This is a genomic window from Erythrobacter sp. JB2-19 (assembly GCF_057365005.1).
Genome location: NZ_CP200290.1, coordinates 2,230,297 through 2,247,484 on the forward strand (window position 1 = coordinate 2,230,297; position 17,188 = coordinate 2,247,484).

At 57.5% G+C, this 17,188-nt stretch carries 21 protein-coding genes; 12 read left to right on the forward strand and 9 right to left on the reverse strand.

Annotation, left to right across the window (positions count from 1 at the left end; genetic code table 11):
• Nucleotides 1–104 precede the first annotated feature (104 nt).
• Together ctaD and coxB are read right to left on the reverse strand one after the other, a co-directional pair.
• Nucleotides 105–1,823: a cytochrome c oxidase subunit I gene (gene ctaD, locus AC0V6O_RS10745; RefSeq protein WP_472639266.1), complete on the reverse strand. Its 1,719-nt coding sequence runs from the start codon at nt 1,821–1,823 to the stop codon at nt 105–107.
• 44 nt (nt 1,824–1,867) lie between these two features.
• On the reverse strand, nt 1,868–2,854 hold the full coding sequence (coxB, locus tag AC0V6O_RS10750) for a cytochrome c oxidase subunit II (protein WP_486143896.1): 987 nt from the start codon (nt 2,852–2,854) through the stop codon (nt 1,868–1,870).
• A 210-nt stretch (nt 2,855–3,064) separates the two neighbouring features.
• Between coxB and pyrE the strand changes: the two genes are divergently transcribed.
• From pyrE to ruvX, 8 genes are read left to right on the forward strand one after another with little or no spacing between them, the layout of a single operon-like run.
• Nucleotides 3,065–3,646: an orotate phosphoribosyltransferase gene (gene pyrE, locus AC0V6O_RS10755; protein WP_486143898.1), complete on the forward strand. Its 582-nt coding sequence runs from the start codon at nt 3,065–3,067 to the stop codon at nt 3,644–3,646.
• Between the two features lie 10 nt (nt 3,647–3,656).
• Nucleotides 3,657–4,397 (forward strand): pyridoxine 5'-phosphate synthase, encoded by a 741-nt coding sequence (locus tag AC0V6O_RS10760; protein ID WP_472639269.1) that lies wholly within the window; start codon nt 3,657–3,659, stop codon nt 4,395–4,397.
• Between the two features lies 1 nt (nt 4,398).
• Complete coding sequence (locus AC0V6O_RS10765; protein ID WP_486143900.1) at nt 4,399–4,695, forward strand: pyridoxal phosphate biosynthetic protein; 297 nt, start codon at nt 4,399–4,401, stop codon at nt 4,693–4,695.
• Between the two features lie 9 nt (nt 4,696–4,704).
• Complete coding sequence (locus AC0V6O_RS10770) at nt 4,705–5,022, forward strand: hypothetical protein (protein ID WP_486143902.1); 318 nt, start codon at nt 4,705–4,707, stop codon at nt 5,020–5,022.
• Nucleotides 5,019–5,429 (forward strand): holo-ACP synthase, encoded by a 411-nt coding sequence (gene acpS, locus AC0V6O_RS10775; RefSeq protein ID WP_486143904.1) that lies wholly within the window; start codon nt 5,019–5,021, stop codon nt 5,427–5,429. Before AC0V6O_RS10770 ends, acpS begins: the two co-directional genes overlap by 4 nt.
• Nucleotides 5,430–5,438: 9 nt before the next feature.
• The gene (gene lepB / locus AC0V6O_RS10780) at nt 5,439–6,338 is read left to right on the forward strand and encodes a signal peptidase I (protein WP_486143906.1); all 900 of its coding nucleotides are present in this window, start codon (nt 5,439–5,441) and stop codon (nt 6,336–6,338) included.
• Between the two features lie 12 nt (nt 6,339–6,350).
• Entirely contained in the window at nt 6,351–7,526 is a 1,176-nt protein-coding gene (locus AC0V6O_RS10785; protein WP_486143908.1) for a DUF3089 domain-containing protein, read from the forward strand.
• The gene (ruvX, locus tag AC0V6O_RS10790; RefSeq protein WP_486143910.1) at nt 7,508–7,993 is read left to right on the forward strand and encodes a Holliday junction resolvase RuvX; all 486 of its coding nucleotides are present in this window, start codon (nt 7,508–7,510) and stop codon (nt 7,991–7,993) included. The genes AC0V6O_RS10785 and ruvX overlap by 19 nt, the downstream gene beginning before the upstream one ends.
• Here ruvX and AC0V6O_RS10795 read toward each other — a convergent pair.
• The 3 genes from AC0V6O_RS10795 to AC0V6O_RS10805 are packed head-to-tail and all read right to left on the reverse strand — an operon-like array spanning nt 7,990 to nt 10,044.
• Nucleotides 7,990–8,898 carry a transposase gene (locus AC0V6O_RS10795; protein WP_486143912.1) on the reverse strand — a complete coding sequence of 303 codons (909 nt, stop codon included), beginning with the start codon at nt 8,896–8,898 and terminating at the stop codon, nt 7,990–7,992. The two genes, ruvX and AC0V6O_RS10795, sit on opposite strands and share 4 nt — an antisense overlap.
• Nucleotides 8,883–9,869 carry a hypothetical protein gene (locus AC0V6O_RS10800; protein WP_486143914.1) on the reverse strand — a complete coding sequence of 329 codons (987 nt, stop codon included), beginning with the start codon at nt 9,867–9,869 and terminating at the stop codon, nt 8,883–8,885. Before AC0V6O_RS10800 ends, AC0V6O_RS10795 begins: the two co-directional genes overlap by 16 nt.
• A 16-nt stretch (nt 9,870–9,885) precedes the next feature.
• The gene (locus AC0V6O_RS10805; RefSeq protein ID WP_472639280.1) at nt 9,886–10,044 is read right to left on the reverse strand and encodes a hypothetical protein; all 159 of its coding nucleotides are present in this window, start codon (nt 10,042–10,044) and stop codon (nt 9,886–9,888) included.
• Nucleotides 10,045–10,168: 124 nt separating this feature from the next.
• On the opposite strand from AC0V6O_RS10805, the gene AC0V6O_RS10810 reads away from it, so the two are divergent.
• Both AC0V6O_RS10810 and AC0V6O_RS10815 read left to right on the forward strand, forming a co-directional pair.
• Nucleotides 10,169–10,669, forward strand: a complete 501-nt coding sequence (locus AC0V6O_RS10810) for a PaaI family thioesterase (protein ID WP_486143917.1) — start codon at nt 10,169–10,171, stop codon at nt 10,667–10,669.
• Nucleotides 10,662–11,084, forward strand: coding sequence for a PaaI family thioesterase (locus AC0V6O_RS10815; protein ID WP_486143919.1), 423 nt, complete (start codon nt 10,662–10,664; stop codon nt 11,082–11,084). Before AC0V6O_RS10810 ends, AC0V6O_RS10815 begins: the two co-directional genes overlap by 8 nt.
• A gap of 18 nt (nt 11,085–11,102) precedes the next feature.
• Here AC0V6O_RS10815 and AC0V6O_RS10820 read toward each other — a convergent pair whose 3' ends face one another.
• The 3 genes from AC0V6O_RS10820 to AC0V6O_RS10830 all read right to left on the reverse strand — a co-directional run bounded on the left by AC0V6O_RS10820 (nt 11,103) and on the right by AC0V6O_RS10830 (nt 15,160).
• Nucleotides 11,103–13,310, reverse strand: coding sequence for a transglycosylase domain-containing protein (locus tag AC0V6O_RS10820; protein WP_486143921.1), 2,208 nt, complete (start codon nt 13,308–13,310; stop codon nt 11,103–11,105).
• Between the two features lie 94 nt (nt 13,311–13,404).
• Nucleotides 13,405–14,397, reverse strand: coding sequence for a cobaltochelatase subunit CobS (gene cobS, locus AC0V6O_RS10825; RefSeq protein ID WP_486143923.1), 993 nt, complete (start codon nt 14,395–14,397; stop codon nt 13,405–13,407).
• Nucleotides 14,398–14,482: 85 nt separating this feature from the next.
• Nucleotides 14,483–15,160, reverse strand: a complete 678-nt coding sequence (locus tag AC0V6O_RS10830; RefSeq protein ID WP_486143925.1) for a cupin domain-containing protein — start codon at nt 15,158–15,160, stop codon at nt 14,483–14,485.
• Between the two features lie 83 nt (nt 15,161–15,243).
• Between AC0V6O_RS10830 and AC0V6O_RS10835 the strand changes: the two genes are divergently transcribed.
• Together AC0V6O_RS10835 and AC0V6O_RS10840 are read left to right on the forward strand one after the other, a co-directional pair.
• On the forward strand, nt 15,244–16,083 hold the full coding sequence (locus AC0V6O_RS10835) for an oxygenase MpaB family protein (protein ID WP_486143927.1): 840 nt from the start codon (nt 15,244–15,246) through the stop codon (nt 16,081–16,083).
• A 57-nt stretch (nt 16,084–16,140) separates the two neighbouring features.
• Nucleotides 16,141–16,497 carry a DUF1428 domain-containing protein gene (locus AC0V6O_RS10840; RefSeq protein ID WP_472639287.1) on the forward strand — a complete coding sequence of 119 codons (357 nt, stop codon included), beginning with the start codon at nt 16,141–16,143 and terminating at the stop codon, nt 16,495–16,497.
• Nucleotides 16,498–16,578: 81 nt separating this feature from the next.
• Here the strand turns inward: AC0V6O_RS10840 and AC0V6O_RS10845 are convergent, their stop codons facing one another.
• The gene (locus AC0V6O_RS10845; RefSeq protein ID WP_472639288.1) at nt 16,579–17,172 is read right to left on the reverse strand and encodes a DUF998 domain-containing protein; all 594 of its coding nucleotides are present in this window, start codon (nt 17,170–17,172) and stop codon (nt 16,579–16,581) included.
• Nucleotides 17,173–17,188 lie beyond the last annotated feature (16 nt).

Here is a 17,188-nt window from a genome sequence, read left to right on the forward strand (position 1 = left end):
TCTTAATTTTGAAAGAAGCGCACCGTCATGGCGCGCCCCTTCCCGTTTCCCTTGTCTTTCCAGCGGCGCGCCCCGAAGAACTGCGCGCCGTCAAATAGCCAGCCTTAAGCTGTTGCTGGCTTGTCTTCGCGCGGCATGTGATCGTGATAATCGTGATGATCCTCAATCACTGGCAACGTTTCAAACTGGTGGAACGGCGGCGGGCTGGACAACGTCCATTCGAGCGTTGTCGCACCCTCGCCCCATGGGTTGTTGCCGACCTTCTTGCCTGCCGTGAAAGCATAGACGAGGTTCGCGAAGAACAGCAGCATCGACGCCGCCATGATGGCGTAACCCAAGGTCGAGACTTCGTTCCAGTAGGTGTAGGCTTCCACATAGTCAGGATAGCGGCGCGGCATGCCCTGCATCCCCAGGAAGTGCTGCGGGAAGAAGATCACGTTCACACCAATGAAGAAGCCCCAGAAGTGCAGGTGTGAAAGCAGCTCCGAATGCATCCGGCCGCTCATCTTCGGGAACCAATAGTAGAAGCCCGCGAATAGCGAGAACACTGCGCCCATCGACAGAACGTAGTGAAAGTGAGCAACCACATAGTAAGTGTCATGTAGGTTATCATCGATGCCGCCATTGGCCAGCACAACGCCCGTCACACCGCCAACGGTGAACAGGAAGATAAAGCCCATTGCCCAGACCATTGGTGATTTGAACTCCAGGCTGCCGCCCCACATTGTGGCAATCCAGCTGAAGATCTTCACGCCGGTCGGCACTGCGATCACCATGGTGGCCGCGGTAAAGTACATCTTCGTGTTTACGTCGAGGCCGACTGTGTACATGTGGTGCGCCCACACGATGAAGCCGACGACACCAATTGCGACCATGGCATAGGCCATGCCGAGGTAGCCGAACACAGGCTTGCGGCTGAAGGTTGCAACGATCTGAGAGATCATGCCGAAGCCCGGCAGGATCATGATGTAAACCTCTGGGTGACCGAAGAACCAGAACAGGTGCTGATAGAGAACAGGGTCCCCGCCGCCCGCTGGATCAAAGAATGTCGTGCCAAAGTTACGATCAGTCAGCAGCATGGTGATCGCCGCAGCCAGCACTGGAAGCGCGAGCAGCAACAGGAATGCCGTGACCAGCACAGACCATACGAACAGCGGCATTTTGTGCAGAGTCATACCCGGCGCGCGCATATTGAAAATGGTGGTGATGAAGTTTGTCGCACCAAGGATCGAGCCTGCGCCCGCCAAGTGCAAAGAGAAGATCGCGAAATCGACCGCTGGCCCTTGAGAGCCGGTCGTCGAGAGCGGCGCATAGACTGTCCAGCCGACGCCTGCGCCCTGCCCGGTTCCGCCCGGAACAAACAGCGAGAAGACGAGGCTCAGGAAACCAGCAACCGTCAGCCAGAACGAGATGTTATTCATCCGCGGAAACGCCATATCCGGCGCACCGATCATCAGCGGCACGAACCAGTTACCGAAACCACCGATCATCGCTGGCATGACCATGAAGAAGACCATGATCAGACCGTGGGCGGTTATGAACACATTCCACATATGAAGGTTCGCATTCTCGGACGGCTCACCGCCCATGAATGCCACGGCATCGCCAAGATACTGGATGCCTGGCGCAGCCAGCTCCATCCGCATAACGCCAGAAATGGCGCCGCCCACGATCCCTGCGATAATCGCAAAGATCAAATAGAGCGTGCCAATATCCTTGTGGTTGGTCGACATAAACCAACGCTTGAAAAAGCCTGGCTTATGATCCGCATCATGTGCGTGATCATCGGTGTGAATGTCGAAACCTTCAGCGGTGGTTGCCATGGTTCAAATTCTCTCGGACTGTTTAATTCGTTAACTTCGTATTCTTAGGACGCAGCGTCTTCAGCAGCGGCTTCTTCGGCCGGTGCCTCAGCAACAACATCACCAGGCACCTCGCCGCCTTTGCTGCGGACCCACGCCTCAAACTGCTCCATCGGCAGCGCCTCTACCGTGATCGGCATGTAAGCATGACGCGCACCGCACAGCTCTGAGCACTGGCCATAATACACGCCAGGCTCCTCAATCGTCAGCAATTTTTCATTGAGGCGACCAGGGACCGCATCCATTTTGAACCACAACGACGGCACGGCAAATGCGTGGATCACGTCAGCAGCGGTTGTTTGCACTCGCAACGGAACGCCGGCTGGCACAACCATGCGGTTATCAACGGCCAGTTGAAAGGGTTCGCCGCTTTCTTCAGCTTGCTCTTCGGTTAGCATGTTTGAGATGACCTCAAACTCGCCGTAATCAGGATAGTTATAACCCCAATACCACTGATATCCGGTCGCCTTGATCGTCACGGCATTTTCTGGCGGTGTTTCATATTGCCGCGCCAGCAGCGAAATCGATGGCACCGCGATCACCACCAAAATGATGACCGGCACAATCGTCCAGATCACTTCGATGGCGGTGTTATGAGTCGTTTTTGAGGGGACCGGGTTGGCTGCCTTGCGGTAGCGGATCACAACCCAAAGAAGCAGCGCAAGCACAAACAGGCTGATGATGGTGATGACAGGCATCAAAATCACATCATGCATCCACAGTGCATATTTGCCGTCGGCAGAATACTGATCCTGGAAGGTCAGGCTCTTCCACGCGTCGTCTTCATACGACGTCGGCATACCCTTGCCTTCGGTTGGCGCCATCGGCGTGTAAGCTGAATTGACATCCACTGCCGGGACGCCTGCCTCAGCAACTTCGCCGGCATCGGCTTCTTGTGCAACCGTCGTTTGAGGCATTAGTGCAATCGAAAGGGCTGCAAACAAAGCAACCATCGCAAGCGACGCACGGTCGAAAATATGACCCAGTTTCATGTGTCTAATCTATCCGCTACTATTCCCATGCTGCCTTGACACGCAGCGCCCTTTAACAGGCACTGCCGACAGCTTGTGCGCTGACACTCCTGCCAACGTTGGGTGCCTCTTAGCTGCGCTTGCTCACTGCCTCAAGCGCTTCTAGGGAGAAAATTATGCAAGCCACCATGTTTGGGGCGCAAGTTTGTAAAAAAGGTAGTGTTTTTACGCATGACTGAAGAAGAAGTTCTGGCCGAGTTTCGTGGTTCTGGCGCTTTGTTGGAGGGGCATTTCAAGCTATCCTCGGGCCGTCACAGCGCGCATTATCTGCAATGCGCCCGAGTCCTTATGAATCCAGAGCGCGCCGGACGCTTGGCCCGCGCGGTGTGCACCAACATCCCTAGAGAGGTCCGCGCGGCTGTGGATACTGTCGTTTCACCAGCCATGGGCGGCATTATTATCGGCCATGAAGTTGGGCGGTACATGGAAAAAGACGCGCTTTTTCTTGAGCGTCCCGATGGCGAGTTTCATTTCCGCCGGGGATTCGCACTAGAACCGGGCGCCAAAGTGCTGATGGTTGAAGATGTGGTGACCACCGGTCTTTCCAGCCGCGAAGCGATTGCTGCGGTTACGCGTGAGGGTGGTGAGGTTATCGCAGAATGCTCTCTGGTTGATCGCTCTGGCGGAGAGGTCGATCTGGGTGTGCCCTTCTACCCATTGATTGCAATCAATTTCCCCACATATTCGGATGATGAAGTTCCCGCAGAACTTGCCGCTATCGCGGTGACAAAGCCGGGCAGCCGCAAGGAATAGGCACCCACTTATGACCGCGAAGCTCAGACTGGGCGTTAATATCGATCACGTCGCCACCATCCGCAATGCGCGCGGCGGCGACCACCCTGATCCCGTGCGCGCGGCCGAAATTGTCGCCAGAGTCGGCGGCGATGGGATCACCGCTCATTTGCGCGAAGACCGCCGTCATATCCGCGATGAAGACTTGGCCCGGATCCAAACCGCGACTGAGCTACCGCTCAATCTTGAAATGGCTGCGACCCCGGAAATGCTTGAAATTGCGCTGCGCCATAAACCGCATGCGGCCTGCATCGTCCCGGAAAAGCGCGAGGAACGCACAACAGAGGGCGGCCTGGACGCTGCCGGATTGCACAATACTCTGGCACCGATTGTTGAGGAATTGAGAGCGGCGGGGATTCGCGTGTCGCTGTTCATTGAAGCAACGGATCGCCAGCTCGATGCGTCTTTGCGCCTCGGCGTGCCTGTCGTTGAGTTTCACACTGGCGAATATGCACATGCCTTCCTAGACGGCGACAACGCAAAGGTCGAAGCCGAGCTGAAACGCATTTCAGACATGGCCGCATTGGCCGCGAAGAACGGGATTGAGCCGCATGCGGGCCACGGGCTGACCTTTGAAAATGTCCAACCAATCGCCGCCATTCCTCAGATCGCAGAGCTCAACATTGGGCATTATCTAATTGGCGAAGCAGTCTTCACAGGCCTAGAGCCAGCGATCCGCAGGATGCGCGAACTGATGGACGAGGCACGTTAATGTGGCCGATACCGACCGCCCGGAGCTCCCCGACCTAACCGCTGAGCAAAAACGCTGGGCCTTTGGCGCAGCAGGCCTGTTCATCCTCAGCATCGGCTTTCTGGGATATGCTCTGTCGAATGGCGTGCTGATCGCTTTTGCGATTGGCTGGGTAGCCTTACAAATTTTTGGCTATGTTGGGTCGCTAAAACGTGGGGATGGCGACTTTGCCCACCCCTTGTTCAAGACTCAGGTGATGCTGCACGCGGCAGCTTTGGGCCTGTTGGTGATGGTTATGACTCGGGCTTTGGGCGGATGAGAACGAAATATGGACGATAGCACTGAGCAGAAAAAGCCGGGTTGGATGCTTGCCATCATGGTCTGCTGGTATGCGCTGTGCTTGCTTGGAACGGGCTTAATCGCGCTGGTCGGTATGGCCTTCGGTTCAGAGACTCACCGCGGCGATCCAATCCCATTGCTCGATATGTTAGTGGTACTTGGCCCGTTCCTGATCACTCTTGCGTTTCTCGTTGCGACCGTTGTGCTGTGGACCAAGAACAAGGTCCGTGAGGCGACTCTGCTTTGGGGCGCGAGTTTCCTAGTCGCGCTGTTGGCAATGGCGTTCTTCAGCGGAGTTGCAATATGATCATCGGCACAGGATCGGACCTCTGTAACATTGAGCGGATACAGAATTCGCTCGACCGTTTCGGCGAACGTTTTGAAAACCGCGTCTTCACTGAAAAAGAGCGGGCCAAAGCTCAGCGCCGTCCCTTCACCATCGCAGGCACCTATGCAAAACGATTCGCCGCGAAAGAAGCCTTCAGCAAGGCGGTCGGCACCGGATTTCGGCGCGGCGTTTTTATGAAAGACATCGGCGTAGTCAACGCCCCCTCTGGCGCGCCGACACTGGCACTAACCGGCGGCGCGGCGAAGCGTCTTGCGGAAATGGTCCCGGAAGGCCATGAGGCGCATGTTCATTTAACCCTAACCGACGATCATCCATGGGCGCAGGCCTTCGTTATTATCGAAGCGCTGCCCCTTCCCCAGACCTAAACGAGCATTATGACCGAAGCCACGACAGTGACAGACACCAGCATCAAAACTGACGAAACGGCCGAAGAAAAGGTCAATTGGTTCGCGGAGCTGCGCGGACTTCTGCTGATGCTGCTCGCAGTGCTGGCGTTTCATAGTCTGGTCGCAAAGCCGTTCTATATTCCATCGACCTCTATGATGCCGACGCTACATGTTGGCGACCGGTTGGTGGTGAGCAAATATCCCTATGGCTGGTCATGGGCGTCGGCGAGTTTTCACCTGCTACCGCGCGGCGAATGGCGCGTCTTCGGCGGCACGCCAGAATATGGCGATATCGTCATCCCAGTGCATCCGGTGCGCGACGAGGACTACATCAAGCGCGTGGTTGCCCTGCCTGGTGATACAATTGAAGTGCGCGAGGGGGTGATCATTCTCAATGGCGAGGCAATCAAACGTGAAGTTGTACCAGCGGTGCGCATCCCGTTTGAGGAAGAGCTGATCTGCGATGATCGCCCTTGCCTAACCGCCTTCGAGCCTTACCGGGCTCGCGAAGCCAGCGGCGTTCAGTTCTACGAACCGCCGACCTACCGCGAGACGCTGCCCAATGGCGCGACGTACCTTACGATTGACCACATAGAAGGCCAGCCGCACGATAATTTCGGGCCTCTGATGATCCCAGAAGGTGCGGTGTTCGTGATGGGCGATAACCGCGATCACTCCGCAGACAGCCGCGCCACAATCCCGCAACGCGGCCTTGGCGGCGCGATCCCGCTTGAAAACATCGGCGGGCGCGCAGAATTCATCACCTTCTCGCTGGACGGCTCAACCACTTGGAACCCGGGTAGCTGGTGGAGCTCGCTGCGCGGTGACCGCGCCTGGACCACATTGCGCCCTGCCATTGCCGAACGCAGCGCAGCAGACAGCGACTAGGCGAGCCAGCACATGGCTAAGAAATTCCTCTATTTCATCGCGTTTTGCATTGTTGCAGCTTTGGTGGGCCGCATCGGCTGGGAAATGTTCAAGGGCGAATTGGCAGCCTTTGCCCTGGTGCCCGACACGGAATTCATCGAACAAGAGGCCTTGGCTGACAATGCCTATGAAGACCCGTCGCTGTGGTATTCGCGCCCGGGTATCGGCGTTAGCGATCCTGCACGCTGGCAACCGGCCTATGCGCCAGCATCAAGCGAGGGTGAAACCACCGCAGAGCGCGCGCCCGCGCAGCGCCCCAGTGACGTCACGACGTCAGATCTGCCTGATTTCGCGGTCTTCTTCATCCACCCAACCAGCTATCTCGAGCGTGCAAACTGGAACGCACCGATTGGCTCTGAAGAGGCTGAGCGCATTGCAAGCCTCTATGTGCGCGGTATGGCCAGCCCCTTTAGCGCAGCGTCAGAGATCTGGGCGCCGCGTTATCGCCAAGCGACCATGGGTGCATTCCTGACCGATGCACCCGAAGGGCAACAGGCCATCGATGCCGCCTATGCCGACGTGCTAGAGGCCTATCGCTATTTCCTCAGCTCACTCGATGACGATACGCCCATCGCCCTTGTCGGACACAGCCAAGGCTCGTTGCATTTGCTGCGTCTGCTGCGCGAGGAAGTGAGCGGATCAGAGATCGCGCCGCGCATCATCGCTGTTTACGCAGTCGGCTGGCCGATCTCGATCAAGCATGATTTGCTCTCCCTTGGTATGCCCGCGTGTACCAAGGCTGATCAGGCCGGCTGCGTTTTATCATGGTCTAGCTTTGCCGAACCGGCCGACCCGTCGGACGTGATGGAAACCTATGCCAAATCAACCGGCTTCGACGGGACCCTGCGCGGGGATAGTAAAATTCTGTGCACCAACCCACTGACCGGGACGATTGGCGCAGAGGCAGCGATGGAGGCCAACCTCGGCACTCTGGTGCCCAACAATGATATCAGCGACGGTGAGCTGGTGCCCGGCGCAGTTCCTGCGCGCTGTGATGAGCGCGGTCTACTGCTGATCGGTGATCCGCCAGAAATGGGGTCGTACGTGCTGCCCGGCAACAATTACCACGTCTATGATATCCCCTTGTTCTGGGCCAACACGCAGGCAGACATCGCCCGCCGAGTTCTGGCATGGCAAACAGCACGCTGATCACCGAAGACGCTGGCGAATTTCGCAGCGCACTACCTGACGGCGGAGCATTACTGGGCCTTGACCTTGGCACCAAAACCATCGGTACCGCAACCTGCGATGGCGGATGGCGGTTTGCGACCAATCACACTACCTTGCCGCGCGGCAAATTTGGCCGTGACCGCGAGGAACTGCGCAAAGTCATCAAGGATCGCAGCAGCGCCGGGATCGTTATTGGCTTGCCGCGCAATATGGATGGCAGCGAGGGACCGCGTGCGCAAAGCAGCCGTGCCTATGCCCGCAACCTTGCCGAGAGTTTTGAGTTGCCGATCCTGCTGTGGGACGAGCGCTGGTCCACACAAAGCGCAGAGGCGGCGATGATCGGCCAGGATATGAGCCGCGCAAAACGCGCCGAGGCAATTGATAGCCACGCCGCCGCCGTGATCTTGCAAGGCGCGATCGACCGGCTCGCAGGCGGGGTGCTCTAGCACGCGCGCGCGGCCAACTCCTCCCGTTTGCCGCGTGCGATTGCTGTCAGCATCCGGCTACCCGCCCCTTCCGCTTCTCGCCACAAAGCATCGCGATCGTGCTGTTGGGGCAACCGCACACAACGTGCCTCAAAACTGGCCTGGCGCAGGCGTTCGCTCGGGTGATGGCGTCCCACCCACTCGGCATAATCCTGCGCCTTGTCGCTGCCAGTAGCCACCGCGATCCGCAAGAACGCCTCGGTCGAATTCGGGCTGAGCACGCGCTCGATCCGTTCTTCTTCAAGGTCAAAGCCATATTGATCATACCAATGCTGAGCCGGGTCGACATGCATAACATTGAGCGAGACCGAGAGGCTTTCCGGCGGTAGCTGGCTATGGATGTCGTGATGCGCCCGGTGCAGCATCAGCTTCTTTTCAGACAAAGCGCTGCGCTCAACAAATGTCAGCTTCGCGCGCTCACCGGGATAGCCCGCGTGATCTGCATAATCATATTCGTAATAGTCGCTGCGATAGCCCGGCCCTAGGTAGCCGCTTGTGAGAAACGAGAAATTGTGATCGTGCGGAATGCCATAGACGAAGCTCTTGGCCCCGCTCGCCTTGAAACACAGATCATCCTCTGCCGGCCAGATATTAGCGCGCAGCAGGGCATTGCCCGTCAGCGGGCTCAGCACAATCGACTGCGGTCCATAACCGCTCTCTTGGCCGACTTCGCGGTGACGGTGCTTGATCTGATCAAGCAGCATATCGCCCAGAAATGTACGATTGTTGGTCAGCGCGCGCAGGCACTTGGCCGCCTGCTGCGTCCGTTCATCGCAGGTGGGGTCAAAGTCAATTCCGGCAAGCGTTTCGATTGTCTCCTCAAGGGTAGCGGAGGTGTCCGTGGAGACTTCTATGATACGGGGCATGGTTCGGCCTCTTTCACCAGATCGGCAAGCCGCGCATTCGCGGCGATCAAGGTTTGCATTAGCGAAGCGGCAGGCTGAGCAATCGGATCATCCAGCCGAGCTGAGAGCGTGCCAAGCAAGGCCATTCCCTGCGCCGCATCCAGCGCCAAGGTCTGGCGTACCGCTTCCCAGCGCAAGTCCGCATCATCGCCGAGGGACAAGGCCAGTTCGCGCATCACTGGCACCGCATCACCGCGCTCCATAGCGCCCAATACATCGACCGCCATGAAGTGCTGGCTGGCGCGTTTGTTCGCACTAACTTGATGGATCAACGTACCATCAGACAGCAGATACTCGCGCGAAGGTTCAGGCTTTGCTGGGACACGGGTCAGCTGCAGCAACAGCATCGACCCTTCAACCTTGAGGAATTCCCGCGTTTGCACACCTGCTGACTGCGACACGCAATTGCCCGCCTCATAGGTTCTAGAGCTAGAAACGATACGCGAGCGGCCCGAATGGAACTCGGTAAGCTGATGCTGAACCCCGTGCGCCCTGCCCGCCAAGACGATCTCATGGGCCTCACGGTCAGCAAAAACCGCACTTTGCGGCTCGGCGGCAGAGCCAAGCTCGCTGTAGACAAACAGAGAGAGCGCCGTGCCACCTGTATGCATCAATTGCAGCGTCGCTAGGCCTGGCGCGACATTATGTCGCAGCGGCACTTGGCCAAGGGGCTGAGCCATCATTGGGGTCAGCAATGCATCGCACCAATCGGCGATGAAGCGCGACGCAACTTCGTGACTGCCGATCAGTCCGGACAAAGTGTGGCACGAGCAGAGGTGATCTCCTGCGTCATAAGCCGCGAGCTCCTGTGCTAGAGTGATTACATCACTCCTCGACTGCCATTCTGCCACCGCCTGCGTCATTGGCGTTTGTGCATGGCGCTGCAGAGTGGGGTCACTCCGCAGCGCCGCGATATCAGGATGAATCTGCATCGCTTACACTACCTGCTTAGACGATCGCAGCAGGTGGGATGGTGTCATAGAGATAGACCATGATGACAACGATCCGGTCGTCATATGTCGCGCCTGATTGCATCGCCGAACCGAACAAGCCGTTCGCGGTTTCCAGTCCTGGCAGTGAAGCGAGATCAATTTTAGCAAGGTCCATTTTTGCCCTCCAAGGTTGCACCGAAACGGAATTGCCGCGGTGCAAGATCAAGAATGACCGGGCAGGAGGATTCGCTGAAATTAAAACATTGTAATGTTGCAGCAGCCGCGACACAGGTCTGTCTATGAGCTCGTCCAAAGCCCGATTTGACCCTGCGCAGGCATCCAAATTTTTCACCAAGCACGGCCATTCAGGCTGGCTGGGGCTACGTTATCGCGCCCACGGTGAGAATTGGGTGGAGCTGGAATTGCCCTGGCGAGAGGACTTGTTGGGCGAAGAGGATCGCGCCGTTCTGGCCTCCGGCCCGATCGTCAGCCTGATGGACATGGCCAGCGGGATGAGCATCTGGACGACGAAGGGTGACTTCACCCCGATTGCGACGCTTGATCTGAGGGTCGATTATCAGCGCCCAGCGAAGGAATGCGCTGCCGTCATCGGCCGGGTTGAATGCTATCGCACGACCAAATCGGCAGCATTCGTGCGGGGGATTGCACATGATGGTGATCCAGATGATCCGGTCGCACATGTCGCCGGTGTGTTCATGACCATTGACCGCGATCCTCGCCAAGGCAAAGTTCCAATGGGCAAAGATGCAGCCAGCTCTGCGGGGACCGGCGATGAGTGACACACAATCCGATCCGGCGGTTGATCTGACACTGCCACCCTATGCCCGTGCTTTGGGTATTTCGCTCCATGGGTTGGAAGGCGATATGCCGGTTCTAACGGTTGGGTTTAGCTCCGTTATCGAGGGCCGACCGGGTGCCTTTCATGGCGGCGCAACCGCCGGATTGCTCGAGAATGCTGGCTATGCGGCTTTGCGCACGGTGCTGGTGCGCGAGGGCCGCAACCCTCAGCTCAAACCGGTTAATATCACCGTGCAATATCTCGCGGCTGGCAAGCAAAAGCAGACCTACGCCATGGGGCGGATCACTCGGCTTGGGCGGCGCAATGCCAATATTGCGGTTGAGGCCTGGCAAGATGATCGGGAGCGTCCGATTGCCACCGCAATCCTCAATATTCTGATGGCGGAGCGGGACTAAATTACCCTGCTGCGCCTGCTAACGGCTGGGCGGCGCAGGCTCCAGATTGAGTCCGTCCTCGTCAATCCTCAGCTCCAACGGAACGCCTTCCACTTCGGTTGAGAAGGTAATCCCTTCCTCGTCAAAGCTGATTTCTGAGCCGTTTTCATCGATCACGATTGTCTCGCCTTCGCCGATATCAAGCGGCTGCACAGGCCCCTCTGGATCAGGCGCGCTGGTGGGTTTCGGCGGAGCAAGCGACAAGGCGCCGCGCATAAAATCGCGCCAGATACGCGCTGGTGTTCCCCCGCCCGTCACGCCGCCAAGCGAGGAATTGTCATCATTGCCGACCCACACGCCGACCACAAGATCGCCAGCATAGCCGACGAACAAAGCGTCGCGATAATTCTGGGTCGTGCCGGTTTTGCCGTAATTCGCAATGGGCAAAGTGGCCGCTCGGCCCGTCCCGCTATTGATCGCGGCGCGCAGCATTTGTTCAATGTTTTCGTGCGTGCGCTCCGACAGGCTGTCCTCGCCAGAGGTCAACCAATCGAGCCAGCCTTCCTCCTCTTCCTCAAATGCATGGGGTTCAATCGGGAAGGTATTGCCGGCGAGGCCTGCATAGGCGGAGGTGAGTTCAAGCAAGGTCATGGATGACGTGCCGAGCGCGAGGCTGGGATCGCCCACGGGTAGGCTGGATTCGACCCCCAGTGAGCGCGCGGTTGCGATCACTTGCTCGCTGCCAATCGCCTGGAAAAGGCGAACTGTAGCGACATTGCTGGAGCTTGCGAATGCCTGCTCCAGGGTCAGTTCGTCAGAATATTTCTCGCCGGAGTTTTTGGGGCGATAGCTGCCTTGTTCGATGGCCGTGTTCGGAATGGTGTCGTCCGGCTGCCACCCAGCCTCAAGTGCGGCAAGATAGACGAACAATTTAAAGGTCGAGCCTGGTTGCCTGCGCGCCTGCGTCGCCCGGTTAAATGGAGACTTCGCATAATCCTTGCCGCCAACCATCGCCACAACCTCGCCCGAGGGGCGCATCGCCACCAAGGCAACCTGCGCCTCACCAAGCCTCGCCCGGCCAACCACCCGGCTCGCGAGCGCTTGAAGGCGCGCATCCAGGGTCGTCGTGAGCGCCTGCTTGGCATAGCTCGCCTCTGCATTCTTGCGTGCAATCGGCAGCGCCCAATCGGCAAAATATGTGCCCGTTGGCAGGTTATTGCGGGCTCGCACATCCAGCTTTGGTGAAGGAAGGCTCGCGGCATCCTCCGCCGTCAAATAGCCCTCTTCCACCATGGAGGAGATCACCAAGCCCATGCGCTCTTTCGCAAGGTCATAGTTCTTTGTCGGTGCGAGCCTGCTCGGGGCCTTCAACAACCCCGCGAGCATGGCCGCCTGCTCAGGCTTCAGGTTTTCGGGATGGCGATAGAAGTAATGTAGGCTGGCCGCGCGAAGCCCGTACTGATTGTCACCGAAATAGGCGTTGGACAAATACCGCTCCAGGATTTCGTCCTTGGTCAGCCACGTCTCCAGCCACAGAGCGATCAACGCCTCGCGGGCCTTGCGCGTCATGCTCTGCTCTGGCGTGAGGAAGGTGAATTTCGCTAGCTGCTGAGTGATAGTGCTGCCGCCCTGCCGGGGGCCGCCGGACAGGTTTGACCACGCCGCCCGCGCAATGCCGCGCGGATCGATCCCCCAATGCGAATAAAACCGCCGATCCTCGATCGATAGGAACGCACCGACCACATGTTCGGGCAGCTTCTCAACCTCCACCGGCGCATCCACCACTGCTCCGCTGCGGGCTATCGGCGTGCCATCGCTAGCAAGCAGAGTGATCTGAGGCGGCGCAATTGGCTCAAGCGATTTTGACAGTGGCGCGGTGAACGCAAGCCAGCCAACGATCAGAATGAAACCGAGCAGGCAAAGTGCAATGCCACGCACAAACCATTTACGGCGTTTCTGCCACTTGGTCGCTGGTATAGCCGGCGCGGGATAATTGCCGGGTTCAATATCGGGCGCAACACCACCGCCGCCATCGCGCTTTGACCTGCGTCTCCAGCTTGGCAGGCTGGGCCATTTCAGCCATCTGCGCTTCGGTTTTTGTCCGTGCTGTCCCCAGTCAAACTTATTGTCGAATTCATCGAGCGCGCTGCCATAGGGATCTTGCAGCGAGTAATAGCCCGCCTCTCGGCGGTTTCCCGGCCTATGGCTTATGCCATCGTCATCGTCTGGTCGTTGCCGCCGAAACATACCCGCTGTGTTACACTATTAATACAGCGCTTGCGAGCATTTTTTGTGAACCAGGCAAGGCCTAAGCTATCGAGCCAACCAGCTACAAATGTCTCTAACCGGTCTTCGCGATGCCCTCTGGCAGATCTTCGTTGAACACCCGCTGGTAATATTCGCTCACCAGCACCCGCTCTGCCTCGTCACATTTGTTGAGGAATGAGAGGCGGAACGCAAAGCCGAGATTCTTAAAAATCTCGGCATTTTGCGCCCAAGTGATGACCGTGCGCGGGCTCATGACGGTTGAGATATCGCCGTTCATAAAACCTTGGCGGGTCAGATCTGCAACCTTCACCATATCCGCGATCACCGCGTCATCGGTTTCTGGCGTTTTCGATTTGACGATCTTCTGCTCAGTTTCAGCAGGCAGGTAATTGAGCGCGACCACGATGTTCCACCGGTCCATCTGCGCTTGGTTGATCGCCTGCGTCCCATGATACAGCCCGCTGGTATCACCGAGGCCAACCGTGTTGGTTGTCGCGAATAGACGGAAATAGGGGTTCGGCGTGATCACCCGGTTCTGATCAAGCAGGGTCAGGCGGCCATCAAATTCCAGAATACGCTGGATTACGAACATTACGTCCGGGCGGCCCGCATCATATTCATCAAATGTCAGCGCAACCGGGTGTTGCAGCGCCCAAGGCAGGATGCCTTCTTTGAATTCTGTGACTTGCAAGCCGTCTTTAAGCACGATGGCATCGCGCCCAATCAAATCGATCCGGCTGATATGCGCGTCCAAGTTCACACGGATGCTGGGCCAATTGAGCCGCGCGGCCACTTGCTCAATGTGCGTCGACTTGCCAGTGCCGTGATAGCCCTGAACCATCACGCGGCGGTTGTGCTCAAATCCGGCAAGAATCGCTAGCGTTGTGTCAGGATCGAAAACATAGCTTTCGTCGATCTCTGGCACATGCGCCTCTGCCACGCTGAAGGCGGGAACTTGCCAATCGACATCAATACCGAATGCGTCGCGCACGTCGACCGTCGTGTCGGGCTGAGGGGGAAGCGCACTGCCGGCGCTGTCGAAGCTGGTGTCTGCAGGAGAATTCATCGCGCCAAACGGTTAGAGCGCGATTGGCGCGGCTGCAAGAAGCTGCACACTGCTAATTTCACTAGGTCACAGGAATTTGCGCAGATTATTGGCTCGGAATGGTAATTTTGCTCAAATGTCCGCACTTCATCCAGAACCGTGCGCCCTCTGCGCCTGCTGTGAATTCGGCGGTTTTACCCGCTGGCAGCCTGATCCAATCATGACGCTGATAGCTTTCGCCCGCGTGGATCAGTTTACCTTCCAAGATTAGGATCTCCGCGCCCCCGGCATCGGACAATTCAGCCGCAATGCCCGGCTCCCAAGCCTCTAGGAACACCGCCTCTTGCGGTCGATCGACGATCTGCGCGCGGCTGACGCCTTGAATATTGTCATCCGATGACAGCTCCAAGACATTCAAATTCAGCGAGAATTGATCCGCATCGTCCTTTGCGAATTGCCACAGCTTCACAAAGATAGTGCAGCCCGGATCGGAGCGCGGGATGTGGTGCGTGCCGATTGGATTGCGCACATAGGTGCCCGCAGGATAATCGCCATGCTCATCTTGAAACACGCCGTCCAAGACGATGAATTCCTCACCGCCGGAATGGGTGTGCTCAGAGAAATGACTGCCCGCAGCATAGCGTACAATGCTGGTTGCGCGCGCAACCTCATCGCCAATCCGGTCCAGCATTATGCGATCGACCCCGGCCATGGGCGACGGCACCCATTCCATGTCGCCGGTATGGACCATCACGGCTTCATCAAATTCTGCGTTAATTCTCATGGCGCTAAAATGGGCATTGGCGGCGATATTTGAAGTGCAACTTGAACTCGCAATCGGGCAACACACTGACTACATTGCCCATAATGGCTGATCCAATCGAAAAACTGCGACTGAAACTGGTTCAGCAGGTTCGCGATGTCTTTAACGATGCCAGCGCCGGACAAAAGCCAGAGCCGCCATCAGACGAGGCCTTGTTTGAGCGTGATACCCCAATCCGCATGGTCCATGCCGATCTGGTTGGGATGATGACCGGCGGTATTCGCAGCCTTCTGCTGCAAATGCTCCATCCGCACGCGCTCCAAGGCGTGCTCGATCATTCGAACTTTCGCGAGGATATGCATGGCCGCCTGCGCCGCACGGCTAAGTTCATCGCGGTCACGACTTTTGGCCACCGCGACCGCGCAATGGCGGCGATTGAGCGAGTCAATGGCATCCATGCGCAGGTGATCGGAACTCTGCCGGATGGCTCATCTTACATCGCGAATGATCCGCGCACGCTCGCTTGGGTGCATGTGGCCGAGGCGCAAAGCTTCCTGGCGGGATATATGCGCCATGTGCAGCCGAATATGCCGCGCAGCGAGCAGGATGAGTATTACCGCCAGTTTGCTGTCATTGCCCGCGCTCTGGGCGCAGATCCAGTCCCGGAAACCCGGGCAGAGGCCGATGCGATTTTTCGCGAACTTCGCGTTGATTTGCGGCCTTCGCCAGAGGCTCGCGAGATCGCAAACCTGGTGCTCAACCAGAAGCCTGAAGGCACGCCGCCGGGCGTCCAAGCCATGCTGGGCGGAGATGCGGTGGCCATGTTGCCGCCATGGGGCAGAAGCATGCTGGGGCTTAATGCGCCCGGCCTCAGCGCGATCCCTGCGCGGGCCGCAACCTGGGGCATGGGCCGGACCTTGCGTTGGGCATTTCGGCAGACCTGACCCGAAATCGCCAAATTGCTGTCATATGAGATCCGACAGATTTGAGGGAGGATTGAAATGTACGTAGCAGTAGCAGCGCTCTCAGTGCCTGAGGAAAACCGTGAAAAGTACCTCGAAGCTGCCGAGTTCATGGCCAATTGGTCGATGGAACACGGCGCATTGGAAGTCATGGAAGCCTGGGAACTTGATGTTCCCGACGGCAAAACCACCGACTTTCGCAAGGCTGTGAAGGCACCTAACGGAGAAAAAATCGTCACCGGTTGGGTAATCTGGCCGGACAAGGCCACCTTCGAGAAAGCCAACCAAGCAATGATGGCAGGCGAAGGTTTTGAAGGCCACTCCGGCGAGATGCCATTTGATGGTTCGAGGATCATTTATGGCGGATTCGAGCCGATCCTAACCAGGGGTCGCTAACACAGCTCAGGCGCACGCTCTTTCGCAGCAATTGGTAGGTCTCCACCACCTTGCCGAGAGGCGCAAAGCCATCACAACATGCTATTTATCAATCTCGCTTCCGAGCCGAGGATGATAGTATGCGAACAGCAATGGCCACACCAAATTGATAGACCCAAAGAAGCGCTGGAAGAGGCCCGAATACCCTTCAGGCTCAAAGCCTGTGAGCAACAACCAAAGGTATGTCACTCCGGCCAAGCTGACGAACACAGTTACGGCGTATAGTTTCGATCGCAATTCGGCCGATCGCAAATCAAGCAAAGACAGCGCAGGCGCCAAGATGTTGAAAATTCCGATCACGTAAAAGCCGTGCATTGGGGTACCCATGGGCCAAATGCCATTGCTGATCATTGCGACCCCAAAAATCATCCAGCACGCGGCACCGGCGGAGAAGACCCTACCCGAAATCGCCCACACGGCCGCTCCAAAGACGAGCAAACTAAGCCCAACAGCCAAGGCGGCGATATTCGCCAAGGTGTGCGACAAATTGTCTTCCAAGGTCATCACACTGACGTGCGAAGCAATTGGATCGTAGCCAACTGCAAGAAAGCCAGCCAATGTTGACAGTCCCAACCAGGCTGGCAGAGGGATAAAACCCGCTTTTGCCAGCAAAGCACTCGTCTTCTCACTCATCATTTCGAACAGCCCCCGG

Bases quoted from the DNA above. Each gene is read 5' to 3' on its own strand.
- cobS (WP_486143923.1), bottom strand. From the start codon at position 14,397: ATGAATTCTCCTGCAGACACCAGCTTCGACAGCGCCGGCAGTGCGCTT.
- AC0V6O_RS10810 (WP_486143917.1), top strand. From the start codon at position 10,169: ATGAGCTCGTCCAAAGCCCGATTTGACCCTGCGCAGGCATCCAAATTT.
- AC0V6O_RS10840 (WP_472639287.1), top strand. From the start codon at position 16,141: ATGTACGTAGCAGTAGCAGCGCTCTCAGTGCCTGAGGAAAACCGTGAA.
- AC0V6O_RS10760 (WP_472639269.1), top strand. From the start codon at position 3,657: ATGACCGCGAAGCTCAGACTGGGCGTTAATATCGATCACGTCGCCACC.
- coxB (WP_486143896.1), bottom strand. From the start codon at position 2,854: ATGAAACTGGGTCATATTTTCGACCGTGCGTCGCTTGCGATGGTTGCT.
- AC0V6O_RS10795 (WP_486143912.1), bottom strand. From the start codon at position 8,898: ATGCCCCGTATCATAGAAGTCTCCACGGACACCTCCGCTACCCTTGAG.
- acpS (WP_486143904.1), top strand. From the start codon at position 5,019: ATGATCATCGGCACAGGATCGGACCTCTGTAACATTGAGCGGATACAG.
- AC0V6O_RS10805 (WP_472639280.1), bottom strand. From the start codon at position 10,044: ATGGACCTTGCTAAAATTGATCTCGCTTCACTGCCAGGACTGGAAACC.
- ctaD (WP_472639266.1), bottom strand. From the start codon at position 1,823: ATGGCAACCACCGCTGAAGGTTTCGACATTCACACCGATGATCACGCA.
- AC0V6O_RS10800 (WP_486143914.1), bottom strand. From the start codon at position 9,869: ATGCAGATTCATCCTGATATCGCGGCGCTGCGGAGTGACCCCACTCTG.
- AC0V6O_RS10785 (WP_486143908.1), top strand. From the start codon at position 6,351: ATGGCTAAGAAATTCCTCTATTTCATCGCGTTTTGCATTGTTGCAGCT.
- AC0V6O_RS10770 (WP_486143902.1), top strand. From the start codon at position 4,705: ATGGACGATAGCACTGAGCAGAAAAAGCCGGGTTGGATGCTTGCCATC.
- AC0V6O_RS10835 (WP_486143927.1), top strand. From the start codon at position 15,244: ATGGCTGATCCAATCGAAAAACTGCGACTGAAACTGGTTCAGCAGGTT.
- ruvX (WP_486143910.1), top strand. From the start codon at position 7,508: ATGGCAAACAGCACGCTGATCACCGAAGACGCTGGCGAATTTCGCAGC.
- AC0V6O_RS10815 (WP_486143919.1), top strand. From the start codon at position 10,662: ATGAGTGACACACAATCCGATCCGGCGGTTGATCTGACACTGCCACCC.
- AC0V6O_RS10845 (WP_472639288.1), bottom strand. From the start codon at position 17,172: ATGATGAGTGAGAAGACGAGTGCTTTGCTGGCAAAAGCGGGTTTTATC.
- AC0V6O_RS10830 (WP_486143925.1), bottom strand. From the start codon at position 15,160: ATGAGAATTAACGCAGAATTTGATGAAGCCGTGATGGTCCATACCGGC.
- pyrE (WP_486143898.1), top strand. From the start codon at position 3,065: ATGACTGAAGAAGAAGTTCTGGCCGAGTTTCGTGGTTCTGGCGCTTTG.
- lepB (WP_486143906.1), top strand. From the start codon at position 5,439: ATGACCGAAGCCACGACAGTGACAGACACCAGCATCAAAACTGACGAA.
- AC0V6O_RS10820 (WP_486143921.1), bottom strand. From the start codon at position 13,310: ATGTTTCGGCGGCAACGACCAGACGATGACGATGGCATAAGCCATAGG.